Source organism: Peredibacter sp. HCB2-198 (assembly GCF_045999315.1).
Lineage (GTDB): Bacteria > Bdellovibrionota > Bacteriovoracia > Bacteriovoracales > Bacteriovoracaceae > Peredibacter.
On the sequence record NZ_CP174607.1, the window covers coordinates 1,013,204 to 1,028,932 of the forward strand.

Here is a 15,729-nt window from a genome sequence, read left to right on the forward strand (position 1 = left end):
TTTAAAGAATCCGATAAGAATGTGCAAAAGCAAAAATCATGAGGAAAAGTTGAGTAAAGATGTCGGTTGATTTAAACGAGCTGAAAAATAAAAAAATCGCGCTGGTTTTGTCCGGCGGGGTCGTTAAAGCAGCTGCCTGGCACCTGGGAGTTACTCTCGCGCTGGAAGAACTCGGCTTTTCACTTAAAAGTAATAAAAATTCTTCCCCTGGTCAGGATTTTAATCAGAAGAGCCTAGAGATTGGGACCTACGTGGGTTCATCTGCCGGCGCCATGATTTGTGTTTACCTCGCCGCTGGTTACACTCCTCAAGACGTTATTCAGGCCACATTAGGGATCAAGGGTTCCCGTTTAAAAGGAATCACTTATAAAGATATGTTCGCCATCAAACGGCCCGAACTAAAGGCCCCGAAAAGCGAGCTCTACTTTCCGCTGGATGGTTTTCCGACTCTTTTGAAGAACATGCTGAAACCGGTGATCTCGCTTCCCGGTTTTTTTACGACTGAAGGTGTTCGCCGTTATTTGTTAGACAACGTGATCGAAAATGACCGATTCGAAGACTTTGCTCCGGATTTATTTATCGTGGCCACTCAGCTCGATCATTCCCGAAAAGTTATTTTCTCAAAATACAATTACCCTAACCCGTCTCACGACAGTACCTCAGTTTATTATACCGGAACGAATGTTTCCTACGCCGCCGCGGCCAGTATGAGTGTTCCTCCGTTTTATTGCCCGTATCCGATTAAAAATCGTCTCACGAATGGAATTGATTACTATATCGACGGAGAAATTCGTGAAACGCTTTCCACTCACGTGGCAGAGGACAATGGCTGTGAAGTGATTATTAGTTCCTGGACCCACACTCCTTATCATTTTCATGATGAGGTGGGTTCACTGGTGAACTATGGGCTGCCACCGATTGCGATTCAGTCTATCTATCTCATGATTCAGAAAAAGATTGTGGCCTCGCGCGCGGAACGGGCCAAGGCGATCGACATCATTGATACGGTTAACGATTACATGAAAATGGAAAAGTTCTCGCAGAATCATCGTCGTGAGATCATGGCGATTCTTCAAAGAAAGCTCAATATCAATCCTAAAGTTAAACTCATTGATATCTTCCCTGACCATCATGATTACAAATTATTTTTTGCTAACTCATTCTCTCTTAACTCCAAAGTTTCTGCTCACGCAGTAGAGGCCGGTTATAAGCGAACCATGCAGATTCTGAGCCCTAAATGATTATAAAGTATCTCCTTATCGCCGTTTGTTGTTTGATTCTGGTCACGGCCTCTGATCCTTATTTCGGAACAGAGTTAAGTTGGCGTCCTGTCCCGAAGGAAACCGAGGGAGATGTTCGTGAACAATTATGGATGTCGACTGAGGCCTTTCGAGACTATCTGGATGATCACGATGATCGAGTTTCAGACGTCTTCAAAGTTAACAGTTACTATTATCCAAACGTTCATTTCTGGTTTTTGATTTACACCCAGTTTGAATCAAACCAAGTTGTAATTCATGACAAAAGTAACTTAAACCTTATCTATAAGGTCCTCGATTTCTCGGAACTCCATCGTAAAGATCTTCCAAAGAACACTATCTATGTTCTTCAACAGAAGATCTCTCAAGAGCGTTTAGATGATCTCGAAAAAGAACTCGAAGACCTGGCGAAAGAACCCTACTCCCTTAGCTCTTCGGCAAAAAATATTTACCGCATGCTGAAACAGGCCAATGTAGAACTTCCGATCAAAAAATCTGATCGCAGTATTTTCTTCACTAAACTTAAGCACAATCTCAGAACTCAAACCGGTCAGAAAAATTTTATTCGCGACGGTGTGATGAGATCTCTTCCCTATCAACATTTTCTGGGGAAATACTTCACCGATCGAAAGCTTCCGAAGGAACTTTTAGCAATTCCATTTTTAGAATCTAGTTTTAATCCCAAGGCCCATTCAAAAGTGAATGCCCTCGGTGTTTGGCAATTTATGCCACTCATAGCGAGTTACTACGTTCCTAAAAGAAATAACTACAGTGACTATCGTTCCAATATTGGTGTGGCATCACTCGCGGCCGGACATTTAATGTCGGAAAACTTTAAAATCATGAAGTCCTGGGACTTGGCGGTGACTGCCTATAATTCGGGAACAAAACACTTATTAAAATCAAAGCGTGAACTTGCTTCCAAAGATGTGGATTTAGAAGACATCATTAAGCACAGCGATTCCCAGCATTTTGGATTTGCTTCTAAGAACTTCTATAGCGAGTTCCTGGCCCTCGCGCATACTCTTGCTTATCGTGAAGAACTTTTCACTGACCTCCATGATCATGATCGTCCGGATGTGGACGAGGACCTCAAGTTCTACATGACAAAATGTACGTTAAGGCTTCCAAAAGAGTTAAACGAAAAGATGATGGATGATGTGCATTTCCACAATCACCACATTACTGAGCTTCAAACCAATCTTCCTAAGGGCCATATCATCACCACGAAGTCGGTCCTCCCAAAGAACAAGTTCTATCAGGTGGCATACAAAGATCTATTGAAAGTGAAACCAAAAGACTGGGACCGCTTTGTTAGAAATCAGAGCTGTTCAACGAGATAAGTATTCGGAGAGCAGTAACTTCCCAGGTAATCAACACTTCCGTCTTGATAAGTTACTTTAAGATTGATTTTGCCGTCTTGGCTGTATTCTTCAGCGCCTTGGTTTTCACCAACAACGATGATCTTACGGCTCTTCTCACCCAGAGAATCGTAGAATTTTCCATCAGCGTCTAGAACTTGAGTGTAAGTCACAAGTGACATACCAACTGATTCAGCGGCCACATCAAATTTTACGGCCTTCTTTGAAAGGTTAACTTGTACCAGACAACGGTTTCCAAGCTTCGCGCCTTCAAAGCGAGAAAGGATATAGCGCATGAAGTTTTCTGAAGGAACTTCAACTGTTGTATTTTCTTTCAGCCCAACAAACACAGGCTCATCTTGGTGACCAAGTTCAAGGTAACGACGAGCACCTAGAAGGGTCTTATCGAAGTCCATTTTATAAGTATGGTCGTTAAGTTTCTTGGCCGTTTTATCCGTTGCAAATTGTTTAACTTGCTCAGATGAAATAATAAGCGGTGTTTTTTCCTGTCCAAGAAGATCTTCTTCAAATAGCTTCACGGCTTCATTTTTTACGTCTTCAAAGAAGTTCGCTTCAAAGGTCAGTTCTCTTTCATGGATGTGGATAATTTTTGAAGTCACTTCTCCACGGCCATCTTTATAACTTAGAAGTGCATTTCCGGCCTTCACACCAACAAATAGCTGGTAACGGAAGTCTGATTCTTTTGTTTCATTTAATTCGCCATCTAAAGTCATGACCGCTGAGTATGGAACATCAAGAGTCACATCTTCAGCTGCATCATCAAGCTCAACCAGAACAGCACCGATTGGACCGCGCGATTCATAAGGAGCGAGTAGCTTATTGAATTTTGTTTCTTCAATTGCTGGAACTGATACTGCGGCGTCTCCTTCTTCCACAATCAGGTCAGTATTAGTTGGAGCGAATCCACGCTTCAACAATGTTACTGAGCGATTCATGCGGGCAGAAGCAAGTTTATTTTGGATAGTCACTTCGCCATTACCGTAATCTTGGATGGCCTCAGTTAGATCATCTTGGAATCTTAGTTCAAAACCAACTTCCGACTGAGTAGTCACGAAATCAGTTCCCACCAGCTGGATAGTCAGGCGACTTGCGTGCTCCTTAGGAACAAGAAGCGCGTTCTTTTCAGAACTTGCGACCTCTTCTTGCTGAGGAGCTGGCCTGCCCTTAGAAGTTGAAGTTGTAGCTGGTGCTTTGTCACCTTGCGCCGGTGTCTCAGATTTCTGAGTAGTCACTGTGCTTACCATTGGCATCGCCTGTGACTTGATATCGGCATTTACTTGCGAGTAATCGAAGGCAACTAAATCATCAACAGATACTTCTTCTGAAACGCTGTCCACATTTTGTGATTTATCCACATTGTTAACAACTTCATCTTTTGTTGGAATTTCAGGAATTGGTGCTGGTTTTTGAGCGGCAACTTTTTCCTCTTCATCGTATTCAAAGAAGGTCGGCTCAGCATCGCTAGATTGGATAGTCGAAACTTCATCCGAAACTGGAGAGGCAGATTTTGCCACCATATTCGTTTCAAGATCTTTATAAAGAGCAATCAGATTCGTTTGAAGCGGTTGGTTCATCACAACTGGGTGAAGTTTAACCGGTTCATAGAAAGGTAGTTCGTTCTTCGCTACTTTTTCTAATTTAAGTTCAGCAGGCTTTTGAGCAACTACAACTGGAGCCGCTTTAACTACCGGCTTAACTGCTACAACTACTGCTTTCTTTTCCACTGGGAACTTAATGTCCGCAAAGTGCATTTCAGGAGCAGCTACTTCTAAGGTGTCTTGTGTTTTAAATGATGTTTCAGAGAAGAGAGAAAGATAGTCGCCCGAGATTGAAACTTCCTTCACAACTGGCATTGCAAAACGCAGGGCCACAGTACCTACGAAGAGGTACGCAGCGAGCGTAAAATAAGCAAACATCCTGTTTAGCATGAACGACATATGTGATTATTTTATCTGAAGTACAAACATTTCTCGTCATTCAAAACTTGCCGGTCGCTATTTTCTGCTTATTCAAGTGCTGGAAATACTGAGATTTTACTGAGTAGTCATGGGTAGCTGGCCTAGTTATCCACAAGGCCGTGGATAACTAGAGGGTCTTTGAGAGTTCGATGAAGTAGCAGGCGGTCTTATCACCTTTAATACAGTCCATTTCCAAAACTTCTTTGGTGATGTCCTTGTTCTCTTTCAACATGCATTCGTGGTCTTCTTCTTTTGGACAACGCTTTTTAATTTCTGCTGCCTGTTTTTCCAACTGCACTTTACGGGTGGCACTAGGCTCAGGCATTTTGCATGGTTCTTTTGGATTTTTAACACATTCGATGGTGGCGCAGGCCTCTTCTACCTTTTGATCGCAAAACTTCTGATGAAGGGCCTTTGCGGCCTCAAGATCAAAGGCGTTTGCCATAGGGGCAATTGCAAGTAAGAGAATCAGGAATTTCATGGGGACTCCTTTCATCTCATCATATCGGCAGTTTTGGAAAAAAAGGCAAAAAAAAACCCGTCCGGAGACGGGTTTTAGAAGTTACTTAAGATTAGCAAGGCGGAGACGAAGCTCAGCTCTCTCAAGCTTTCTGCGGAACTTAATAAGGTCCACATCAGTTAGAGATTCTTTGCCAGAAAGACGATCATGGGCCTTCGCCTTTGCAGACTTCGCACGCTCCAGATCGATGTCTTCAGCACGCTCAGATGTGAAAGACAGGATTGTAACAGTGTCTTGTAAAACACGGCACAGGCCCGCAGTCACTGAAAAGTGACGAGCACCCATTGGTGTCTTAGCAGTCAAGATTCCAGTCGATAGCTCAGTAAGGATATGAGTATGTTCAGGGAGAATGTTAATCTCCCCGCGAACTGTTGGAATCGTGATGTCGTTACACTCAAGATCTTTAATCACAACACCTTTTGGCGTGAAAAGATTGAGTTTAAAGGCTGATGCCATAATTACTTCCCTTCAGAAAGTTTCTTAGCTTTCTCATGAACCATATCTAGGCCACCAACAAGGTAGAAAGCTTGCTCAGGAAGGTGATCAACTTCACCAGCTAGAACTGCCTTGAAACCTTTAATAGTGTCTTCGATCTTCACGAATTGACCTGGGATACCAGTGAACTGCTCAGCAACGAAGAACGGCTGAGAAAGGAACTTCTGGATCTTACGGGCACGTGCCACGAGTTTCTTATCGTCTTCAGAAAGTTCATCCATACCAAGGATGGCGATGATATCTTGAAGCTCTTTATACTTTTGAAGAACTGACTGCACTTGACGAGCAACTGCGTAGTGTTCATCACCAACAACGTCCGGAGTAAGAATCGTTGAAGAAGAAGAAAGAGGATCTACCGCTGGGTAAATACCAAGCTCGGCGATCTGACGAGAAAGTTCTGTTGTAGCATCCAAGTGAGCGAACGTAGTAGCTGGAGCTGGATCGGTATAGTCATCCGCAGGTACGTATACAGCTTGGATTGATGTAATCGAACCATCTTTCGTAGATGTAATACGCTCTTGCATTGCACCCATCTCTGTAGAAAGAGTTGGCTGGTAACCCACAGCTGAAGGAATACGACCTAGAAGGGCCGAAACCTCTGAACCAGCTTGAGTAAAGCGGAAGATGTTATCTACGAAGAATAGTACGTCTTGTTTTTCTTCATCACGGAAGTACTCAGCTAGTGAAAGACCAGTTAGAGCAACACGTGCACGGGCACCAGGTGGCTCGTTCATCTGACCGTAACAAAGAGCAGTTTTTGCAAGAACTCCTGAGTCCTTCATTTCGTGCCAAAGATCGTTACCTTCACGAGTACGCTCACCCACACCTGCGAACACAGAGAAACCACCGTGTTGAGTTGCGATGTTGTTAATAAGTTCCATGATTAGAACTGTTTTACCTACACCCGCACCACCGAATAGACCGATCTTACCACCCTTAAGGTATGGAGCTAGAAGGTCGATTACTTTAATACCAGTAAAGAAAGCTTCTTTCTTAGTAGATTGGTTAGCGAATTTTGGAGCTTCACGGTGAATCGGGTAGCTCTTCTTGTTGTTAAGAGGACCAGCTTCATCAACTGGCTCGCCGATTACGTTGATAATACGGCCAAGACACTCACGACCTACCGGAGCTTGAATTGCAGCTCCTGTATCTTTTACGATTTGGCCACGAGCTAGACCTTCAGTTGCATCCATAGCGATACAACGAACCATGTTGTTACCAAGGTGAGCAGCAACCTCTACAGTAAGGTTGTCTTCTCCGCCTTCGATTGCTTTGTTTGTGATTTTAAGAGCGTTGTAAAGCGCCGGAAGTTTTCCGTTAGAAAACTCAACGTCGATTACAGGTCCCAATACTTGTCGAATAACACCTGTGTTTTGCATTTTTATGCCCCTTAACCGTTCAGAGATTCAGCACCAGATACAACTTCGATTAGTTCGGTTGTAATTCTCGCCTGTCTCATCTTATTCATTTTTAATGTTAGTTTCTTAGTCATTTCTTTACAGTTCTTCGATGCGTTTTCCATCGCATTCATACGAGAGCCGTGCTCTGAAGCAATGGCATCTAGTACGCATGTATAAACCGTTGTCAGATACACTTCTGGAACGAGAGTGTCCAGAATTTGCTCAGCACTTGGCTCATACTTGAAATCGTATGGATATTTCGACTTGATAGTTTCCTTATCAGAAGACGAAACTTGCATTGGAAGAAGCTGTCTCACTTTAGAATCAAAAGCGATAGCAGAAATGAAAGAGTTATAGGCAACATAAACTTTGCCAACTTCACCATTCATAAACATAGCGCCCAGCTCGTCAGCAACTTTACGAACTTCTTCGTAAGTCGGATCAGCTTTCGCGAATGTAAACGTTTTACCGCTATTTACTTCTTTCTGGATGAGGTCACGAACTTTCTTCCCAATAAAGAAGAATTTAAGATCTTCATCTTTTGTCTCAGCCACGAAACGTCTAACAGTCTTAGCAAGAGAAGAGTTATAACCGCCGCAAAGACCTTTATCAGACGAAATCACCAGAACCACAGACTTATTATTTTCCTTCGGAGTGAAGTACTCATTCGTGTAGTTCTGTGCCAGGGCAGAAACTGTTCTCACAGTCTCTTCTAGCTCAGTTGAGTATGGACGAAGACCTAAGATACGAACCTGAGCCTTGTTCAGCTTCGAAGCTGAAACAAGTTTCATGGCCTTTGTGATCTTTAAAGTACCTTTGGTACTTTTGATCTTTTTCTTTAGGTCTTTAATATTTGCCATGGTTTTTAATCCTTAAATTAAGCCTTGTAGCTAGCTACGAAGTTCTTAACGATTTCTACAACCTTAGCTTCGTTTTCAGCAGACATCTGCTTCTCAGCTCTCATAGCGTTCATAAGGTCAGCGTGACGAGAGTTAAGAGTTGCAAGAAGATCTGTCTCAACCTGACGAACTTTGTTCACAGGGATTGAATCGAAGAAGCCTTTAGTAGCAGCAAAGATAGATACCGATTGATCGATAACATCCATTGGTGAGTACTGAGCTTGCTTAAGAAGTTCTACAAGACGAGAACCACGGTTAAGCTGACGTTGAGTCGCTTCATCAAGGTCAGAACCGAATTGTGCGAAGGCCGCAAGTTCACGGTACTGAGCTAGATCTAGACGAAGAGTACCAGCTACTTTTTTCATGGCTTTAATTTGAGCAGAACCACCAACTCGAGATACTGATAGACCTACGTTAACCGCAGGACGGATACCAGAGTTGAAAAGATCTGATTCAAGATAGATCTGACCATCTGTAATCGAAATTACGTTTGTAGGAATGTACGCAGAAACGTCACCCTCTTGAGTTTCGATGATTGGAAGAGCTGTAAGTGAACCAGCACCTAGTTCATCGTTAACTTTACAAGCACGCTCTAGAAGACGTGAGTGAATATAGAATACGTCCCCTGGGAATGCTTCACGTCCTGGTGGACGACGAAGAAGAAGTGAAAGCTGACGGTAAGCTTGTGATTGTTTTGTTAAGTCATCGTACACGATAAGCGCGTGCTTACCAGCATCACGGTAGTACTCACCCATAGTAGCACCAGTATATGGAGCTAGGTATTGAAGTGGAGCTGAGTGAGAAGCTGTAGCTGAAACGATGATTGTATATTCAAGAGCACCAGCTTCAAGAAGCTTTTGGTACACTTGGCGAACTGTAGATTGCTTCTGACCGATGGCCACGTAAACGCAAACTACGCCTTTACCTTTTTGGTTGATGATAGTGTCAACCGCAACTGCTGTTTTACCAGTCTTACGGTCACCAATGATAAGCTCGCGCTGACCACGGCCGATCGGAATCATGGCGTCGATAGCTTTGATACCAGTCTGCATTGGCTCGTGAACTGATTTACGAGCAATAATTCCTGGAGCTTTAACTTCAACGTTACGGAATTGAGTAGCTTTAATTTCACCCTGACCGTCGATTGGCTCACCGATTGCGTTTACTACGCGACCAAGAAGAGCGTCACCAACAGGAACAGATACGATTTTTTCTGTACGCTTAACTGTTGAACCTTCTTTAATTGATTCGTCGTTACCAAGAACCACGATACCAACGTTGTTAGCTTCAAGGTTAAGAACCATTCCTTTAACTCCGCCTTCGAACTCAACAAGCTCGCCGGCAAGAACGTTTTTTAATCCAAATACGCGGGCCACACCGTCACCAATTGTGAGGACTGTCCCAATTTCGTTCATCTGTAGGCGAGATTCAAAGTTTGCAATTCGCTCTTTGATGATGCCTGTGATTTCTTCAGGTCTGATTGATGTACTCATCTAAAATCCCTTCCCTTTTTCTGGGTTAATTATTCGCTAAGAATTGATTGTTTAAATTGTTCTAACTGGTTGTCTAACGAAGCATCTAATTGAAGATCTTCTACAGTCACCTTGAAGCCCGCTGACACGTTCGAGTTTTGAACGTAATCAAGAGTTGGCTGGCGACCAAGTTTATTCTTCAAAAATGATTCGATCTTTGCTTTGAATTCAGGATCAATCTGAGCATCTGAGCCTTCGATTGTGCCTTTCATGAAACCCTTACGGTCATCGTCCATAACAATCACTTCTTTGATGATCAAAGGAAGGATGCCGATACGTTTTTCATCAATCAGGAACTTCACAGTTTCTGATGTGATTGGAGAAAGAGAAAGTTTCTTCGCAACTTCAGCGAATACTGCCTTCTTCTCATCTAACGTGAAAAGCTCGAGGAACATAACGTTCTCAAGCTCATTTGATTTATTAATTACTTCTGTAAGCTTTGTAAGCTCGTTAGCGATGTCGATTTTTCTTTCATCGCCAAGCTCAAGAAGTGATTTCGCGTAAACGCGAGCTACCGCTTGTTCTTTCATATCTTAGAGCCCTTTCAAAAGTTTCGAAGAAACTTTAGATTGATAGTCTTTATTAGTCTTAATTGTAGATTTTGTTTTAGCGATAACTTGGTTCAGAAGCTCGGCATTTAGCTCATCAAGAGCTGCCTTCTTATCAGCTTGAAGTTTAAGATTTGCATCTGACTTAAGCTTTTGAGTCTTCTCATCAGTTTCACGAGAAAGATTTTTTTCAAACGCTAGAACTTCGTTCTCAGCTTGAGAGTGAATTGACTTCACTTCGTTAGGAAGGTTAGCGGCCTTTCTCTCTTCAGCTTCAAGAAGCATTTTAGCTTCTTTCGACTTAAGGTTTACGCGTTCGATTGTGTTCGCGATATCATCAGATTGTTTGTTGAAATAAGCGGCCAAAGGACCTTTTAGTTTCCAAGCAAGAACACCAAGAAGGATCGCAACGTTTACCGCCGGAGCGATAAGATCCGTAATTGAACTGTGGTGACCTTCACCGTGACCGCCGCCAGCTGCAAGGGCTTTAGTGGCGAAACCTAGGGCGATAAAAGCGTAAGCTGTCCAGAAACGCATATTTTTCCTTATTGAAGAATCTTATTAACGAGTGATTGAGATAGAGAATCTGCTTCAGCAAGATACTTATCTTTGTTACTAGCAATTTCTTTTGAGAATTCATTGCGAGAAGAATCAATGTAGGCGTTAACTTCTTTTTCAGTTTGCTTGTACTGATCTGTGTACTTAGCAGTGATTGACTGTTTCTTCTCTAGAGATGTTTTAAGAGAAGTAGTGTTGGCCTCGTTAATTTTGGCCTGATACTCAGTCTGCATCTTGTTAACTTTTTCGATTGTTTCATCTGCTACGTTATCAAGCTTCACAGTTTTTTCTTCGCGAGTTGTAAGCACTTCTTGCAACTTTCCTAAGAACAAGAAATGGGCAATCACGAACACAATTGTGATGATAACAAATTGAGGGACAAGAGAAGAATCCACACCTAGTTGTGTGAAGATGGCGGTAAACGTTTCCATAGGTTAAACCTTAAAAATGAAGCGAATTTAATTGAGCAGTAATTTTTTAAGGTATAGGGGCTATTTCGTCAATGGAAATGGGGGTTCTATTTTTTGTCTTTCATCTTAGTAATTCCGTGGAAAATGACCCCTTCTTCGACGATCAAACTCGGACTAGTAACAGTCCCTTCAAATCGTGCTGGGCGTCGAATTTCCACCCGTGAAGAAGCTTTAATTGTGCCCTTCACAGAACCAGAAATGATCACAATATTGGCATTAATATCGGCATTGATAACAGCGCCTTCAGAAATGATCAGCGTGTCATTTGAAAAAATACTGCCGTTTACATATCCAGCGATACGAACAGTACCGCTGAATGAAAGGTTTCCTTCAAATTTGCAGCCCTCTTCGATGATGGCGCAAATATCGTTCTTTTTAGCCAAAAAAGTCTCTCCCGACTATTTCATGAGATAAGCAAATATATCATTAAATTCGGCTTCGTTGCTGAATTTAATTGTGATTTCACCGGCACCGTTCTTTTTTGCTTTCACATCAAAGTGGTAACCAGTTTTTTGCTCAAGCTTATTTCTAAGCTGTGTATATTGCTCAGCTATAAATTTATTATCATCTGACTTCTTCGAAGGTTTCTTCGATTTTTTTGCCAGGTCTTCGAGCTCGCGAACTGAAAGGCCCTTGGCAATTACTTCGTTCGCCAGGCGCTTCACTGACTCATCGTCGCCGATTGAAACCAGGATCTTGGCATGACCAAAAGAAAGAAGTTCTTTTTGAAGAGAAACAATCACGTCTTTTGGAAGTTTAAGAATACGAAGGAAGTTAGCAATCGTTGAACGCTCTTTACCGATCTTCTTAGCTACTTCTTCCTGAGTCAGTTCGAACTCATTCATAAGTTGGAAGTAAGCAAGTGCTTCTTCCACGCAGTTTAAATCTGAACGTTGAACGTTTTCGATGATCGACATCACCAGGATATCTTTCTTCGTTGCGCGTTTTACGATTACAGGGATTTTTGTAAGACCGGCCAGACGAGAAGCACGGTAACGTCTCTCCCCTGCTACGATCTCAAATGCGCCGTCTTTTTCAACCACGATGATTGGCTGAATAACACCGTTTTCCTTAATCGACTCCGCAAGCTCAAGTAGATCCTTCTCTTTGAAGATCTTACGGGGCTGAGCTTTGTTTGGAACGATCTTATCAACTTCAACCAGCATAGGTTGAGTTTCAATTTGAACTTCTTTTTTAGGAGCAGCAGCAGGAGCTTGGGCCTTTGGTTCTATAGGGGCGGCTTTTTCAGGAGCATCAGCGTATGCGGCTGGGCTGTTCCCTAGAAGTGCGGCCATACCTCTTCCGAGTTGTGGTTTATTCTTTTGCATAAATCATTTCTCCTACGGCTGTACTTGGTAATCCTCGAACTTCGGGATCTGCTGGTTTAGAGGCATTTTCACCTGGTTTGTTTCAGGCTTCTTCTCTGACTTCAAAATAATTTCGCGTGCGAGAGATAGATATGCTTCACTTCCCTTTGAAGTAATATCGTAAAGAATGATCGGCTTACCGAATGAAGTACATTCAGAAAGTTTCACGTTTCTTGGAATGATTGATTTAAGAATGTCATCCTTGAAGTGGGTCATGAGATCATTCGCCACTAGCTTACAAAGATTGTTACGAGAGTCGTACATTGTAAGCAGGATACCTTCGAGAGTAAGCTTCGGGTTAAGCGAAGCACGGATAAGTCTCACAGTATTTAAAAGCTGTGAAAGACCTTCCATCGCAAGATACTCAGTCTGCATTGGAACTAGATAAGTGTGGGCCGCAGTGAATGCGTTCACAGTTAACAAGTTAAGAGATGGAGCACAGTCGATAATGATGTAATCGTATTTGCTGTGAAGAGCTTCAAGAGCAACTTTTAATTTTGATTCACGTGCGAACATGTGAACAAGCTCAAGCTCAGCACCAACAAGATCATTGTTTGATGGACAAAGATCTAGAAGTGGAAGTTCAGTTTTATAGATACAGTTGTCGAAGCTTTCTTCGTTAATGAGAGCGTGATAAACGTTGGCCTTGGCAAATGTTTCTTTCTCTACACCCAAACACGAACTTGCGTTTCCTTGCGGATCCAGGTCAATCAGAAGTGTGCGTTTCTCTGCTGCGGCGAGACATGCGCTTAAGTTGACAGAAGTGGTCGTCTTTCCGACGCCACCTTTTTGGTTCGCGATTGCAATGATTTTAGCCATTTAGATCCTCACGAGAATTGATTTTGAATCCTTATTTTTAGAGAAAATCAGAGAGTTTGACAAGCGTTTTAGACGTTCCACGTGGAACATTTTGAGCGGCGAATGAAACTAAGAAACGCTGTTGTGTTCCCGGGACTTTAATCTCTTGATTCTCAAGAAGCTTCCAGTCTTTCTCGAGTTTCTTAATCATGTCGCCCTCAAGCTCCATGAAGTTTGGACCTTTATAAAGGAAGACACTGATGTCACTGGTAGTGCGATTAATGATCGGAAGATAATCCTGAATTGTTCCCACGGCCTTAAAAGTGATGGTCGCTGGACGATCAAAGATGAAGTCTTCCAGGCGTGAATGAACCAACTTCACGTTAGTAAGACCGAGCTTATCTGCGATCAGCTTCACGGCATCAACCTTCTTTCTCTTAGACTCTACTCCCACGAACTTTATGTCAGGAAGAAGTTTTGCTAGGGGAAGGATCGGGAAACCCCCGCCGAAACCTACATCCACTACAACTCCCCTCTTTTGAACTTCCTTCTGAAAAAGTTCTGACTGAAGATAGGGATTGATCGAATCGAGGATCTGCTTATGGTAGAACTCATCCTGATCTAAAATATTAGTGAGGTTCAGCCCTGCTAGGTCTGTTTTAAGTACATTTAAGTATCGAATAGCGAAATCTAACATTAGAGTGCCTTTGCTGCTACAACGGCCAGAGTAGCGGGACGAATCCCTTCGATTAGTTTCAATTGCCCAAAGGTATCTGGCTTAATTCGGGCAATTCTTTGCTTACATTCAAACGAGATATTGCTGGAAGCAGTGATGGCCTCCCAGTCGATTCTCATATTGTCCATTTTTTTTAATTTCTCAAATTGGTCCTCGGAACGTTTGATATAGCCATCATATTTCTTAGAAATGGCCACAGTTCGGATCAAATCATAGGAAAGCGTCAGTCCATAGTGAGAAAGAATGGTTTCCAGAGTGCTGATAGGATTCAACCATGCCTGACGGAGAATTTCCGAAACACTCATCCGTCTCACGAGTTGCTGGAGCTCACCTTCTCCTGAAAACTGTTTCATCAGGGGAGATTTCTCCGAAATCATGGTTTCATCACAAAAACTCATAAGTTCTTCGTACTGAGCGATGAAATCCCGCTGATACTTATCAATAGGAAGATTCAGCATAAAGCTGGTCCTATAGGGGCTCATTCTGAGTAAAGAATTGTCTTCTCTGATGAAAAGACGGTTCTCAGAGCGTGCGGTAAACAGTCTGTATGGCTCATCTCGTGTATTTGAGGTCAAATCTTCGATCATGACCCCTATATAGGACTCATGCCTACTCAAAATGAGTGGATCTAGCCCTAAAATCGACAAAGCAGCGTTGGCACCAGCAATAAATCCTTGTCCTGCGGCTTCTTCATAGCCTGAAGTGCCGTTTACCTGGCCAGCAAAGTATAAATTTCCAATCTGAACATGTTCAAGAGTGAGTTTAAGATCAGTTGTATCAATGACATCGTACTCTACTGCATATCCATAGACTTTGATTTCTGCTTTTTCTAGTCCATCAATTGAGCGCACATATTCAACTTGCACTTCTTTTGGCAAAGAAGAAGAAATCCCAGACGGATACATTGTATCTAAATCTAGTCCTTCTGGTTCAATGAACACATGGTGAACTTGTTTGTCTGGATAACGGTAGGCTTTATCTTCAATAGATGGACAATATCTCGCTCCTACACCTTTAATTTGTCCGTTGAACATCGGACTTTTTTCTTTATTAGCGCGAATAATCTCCATCGTGTTTAGATTTGTACGGGCAAGCCAGCACGAAACCTGGGAAATATGGCGATCAAACGGTGTATGAAGGCAATGAAAGTTACGAACAGACGAATCTGATGGTTGTTCTTCTAATTTTGAATAATCAATTGTTGCTTTATCAAGTCTAGGCGGAGTTCCCGTCTTAAATCTTTGTGGTCTAGTCTTAATCTCAGCGAAAAGATCCTGAAGCCCGGCAGACTTATCGCAACCTACTCTACCACCGGCAGTTTGCTCGGATCCAGTATGGAGTTTTCCATTAAGGAAAGTACCTACTGTCATAATGATCTTTTTAGCGGAGTAAGTGTTTTCGGCCTTAATCGTAAAGACATCAGCTTTCTCTATCGAAACCACTTTCTCTCGAATCACAGTAATGTTCGGAATAGAGGCAATGATCTTTTCCGCTTCTTCAGAATATTTGTCTTTATCAATTTGTACTCGAGACGATTGAACCGCGAAACCTTTTGAGTCATTCAATGTACGGAATTGGATCCCGGCTTTGTCGGCCAGAATTCCCATGAGTCCACCCAGTGCATCGAGTTCACGAACAACCTGTCCTTTGCCAACTCCTCCCACCGACGGATTACAAGGAGCTGAACCTAGTCCGATTCCAGGAATGGTAATGATGGCTACATCTAAATTAAATTGTGAAGCAATGTAGGCTGCTTCGATACCGGCATGACCGCCACCGACAACCATAATGTCGAAAGTCTTCATAC

General features: G+C 42.6%; 16 protein-coding genes. 2 read left to right on the forward strand and 14 right to left on the reverse strand.

Features of this window, described 5'->3' with window-relative positions; all coding sequences use genetic code 11:
• The first annotated feature begins 59 nt into the window (after positions 1–59).
• Together ACJVC5_RS05250 and ACJVC5_RS05255 are read left to right on the forward strand one after the other, a co-directional pair.
• Entirely contained in the window at positions 60–1,241 is a 1,182-nt protein-coding gene (locus tag ACJVC5_RS05250) for a patatin-like phospholipase family protein (protein WP_408098322.1), read from the forward strand.
• Complete coding sequence (locus ACJVC5_RS05255; RefSeq protein WP_408098323.1) at positions 1,238–2,602, forward strand: transglycosylase SLT domain-containing protein; 1,365 nt, start codon at positions 1,238–1,240, stop codon at positions 2,600–2,602. The genes ACJVC5_RS05250 and ACJVC5_RS05255 overlap by 4 nt, the downstream gene beginning before the upstream one ends.
• On the opposite strand, the gene ACJVC5_RS05260 is transcribed toward ACJVC5_RS05255, so the two are convergent.
• The 14 genes from ACJVC5_RS05260 to mnmG all read right to left on the reverse strand — a co-directional run bounded on the left by ACJVC5_RS05260 (position 2,581) and on the right by mnmG (position 15,727).
• Entirely contained in the window at positions 2,581–4,578 is a 1,998-nt protein-coding gene (locus ACJVC5_RS05260; protein WP_408098324.1) for a hypothetical protein, read from the reverse strand. The genes ACJVC5_RS05255 and ACJVC5_RS05260 overlap by 22 nt on opposite strands.
• 148 nt (positions 4,579–4,726) lie before the next feature.
• A complete protein-coding gene (locus tag ACJVC5_RS05265) occupies positions 4,727–5,080 on the reverse strand; it encodes a hypothetical protein (RefSeq protein ID WP_408098325.1) in 354 nt (117 codons plus the stop codon).
• Positions 5,081–5,161: 81 nt separating this feature from the next.
• On the reverse strand, positions 5,162–5,575 hold the full coding sequence (gene atpC, locus ACJVC5_RS05270) for an ATP synthase F1 subunit epsilon (protein WP_408098326.1): 414 nt from the start codon (positions 5,573–5,575) through the stop codon (positions 5,162–5,164).
• 2 nt (positions 5,576–5,577) lie between these two features.
• Positions 5,578–6,993, reverse strand: coding sequence for a F0F1 ATP synthase subunit beta (atpD, locus tag ACJVC5_RS05275; protein WP_408098327.1), 1,416 nt, complete (start codon positions 6,991–6,993; stop codon positions 5,578–5,580).
• 11 nt (positions 6,994–7,004) lie between these two features.
• Positions 7,005–7,874: an ATP synthase F1 subunit gamma gene (atpG, locus tag ACJVC5_RS05280; protein WP_408098328.1), complete on the reverse strand. Its 870-nt coding sequence runs from the start codon at positions 7,872–7,874 to the stop codon at positions 7,005–7,007.
• A gap of 17 nt (positions 7,875–7,891) precedes the next feature.
• Complete coding sequence (gene atpA, locus ACJVC5_RS05285; protein ID WP_408098329.1) at positions 7,892–9,406, reverse strand: F0F1 ATP synthase subunit alpha; 1,515 nt, start codon at positions 9,404–9,406, stop codon at positions 7,892–7,894.
• Between the two features lie 29 nt (positions 9,407–9,435).
• Positions 9,436–9,975, reverse strand: a complete 540-nt coding sequence (locus tag ACJVC5_RS05290) for a F0F1 ATP synthase subunit delta (RefSeq protein ID WP_408098330.1) — start codon at positions 9,973–9,975, stop codon at positions 9,436–9,438.
• A 3-nt stretch (positions 9,976–9,978) separates the two neighbouring features.
• Positions 9,979–10,530: an ATP synthase F0 subunit B gene (locus tag ACJVC5_RS05295; protein WP_408098331.1), complete on the reverse strand. Its 552-nt coding sequence runs from the start codon at positions 10,528–10,530 to the stop codon at positions 9,979–9,981.
• 8 nt (positions 10,531–10,538) lie between these two features.
• A complete protein-coding gene (locus tag ACJVC5_RS05300; protein ID WP_408098332.1) occupies positions 10,539–10,982 on the reverse strand; it encodes a hypothetical protein in 444 nt (147 codons plus the stop codon).
• Between the two features lie 86 nt (positions 10,983–11,068).
• Positions 11,069–11,404: a bactofilin family protein gene (locus tag ACJVC5_RS05305; RefSeq protein WP_321395767.1), complete on the reverse strand. Its 336-nt coding sequence runs from the start codon at positions 11,402–11,404 to the stop codon at positions 11,069–11,071.
• Between the two features lie 15 nt (positions 11,405–11,419).
• Entirely contained in the window at positions 11,420–12,349 is a 930-nt protein-coding gene (locus ACJVC5_RS05310; RefSeq protein WP_408098333.1) for a ParB/RepB/Spo0J family partition protein, read from the reverse strand.
• Between the two features lie 12 nt (positions 12,350–12,361).
• Entirely contained in the window at positions 12,362–13,207 is an 846-nt protein-coding gene (locus tag ACJVC5_RS05315; RefSeq protein ID WP_408098334.1) for a ParA family protein, read from the reverse strand.
• 37 nt (positions 13,208–13,244) lie between these two features.
• Positions 13,245–13,883: an RsmG family class I SAM-dependent methyltransferase gene (locus ACJVC5_RS05320; RefSeq protein ID WP_408098335.1), complete on the reverse strand. Its 639-nt coding sequence runs from the start codon at positions 13,881–13,883 to the stop codon at positions 13,245–13,247.
• Positions 13,883–15,727, reverse strand: coding sequence for a tRNA uridine-5-carboxymethylaminomethyl(34) synthesis enzyme MnmG (gene mnmG / locus ACJVC5_RS05325; protein ID WP_408098336.1), 1,845 nt, complete (start codon positions 15,725–15,727; stop codon positions 13,883–13,885). The genes ACJVC5_RS05320 and mnmG overlap by 1 nt, the downstream gene beginning before the upstream one ends.
• Between the last annotated feature and the right edge of the window lie 2 nt (positions 15,728–15,729).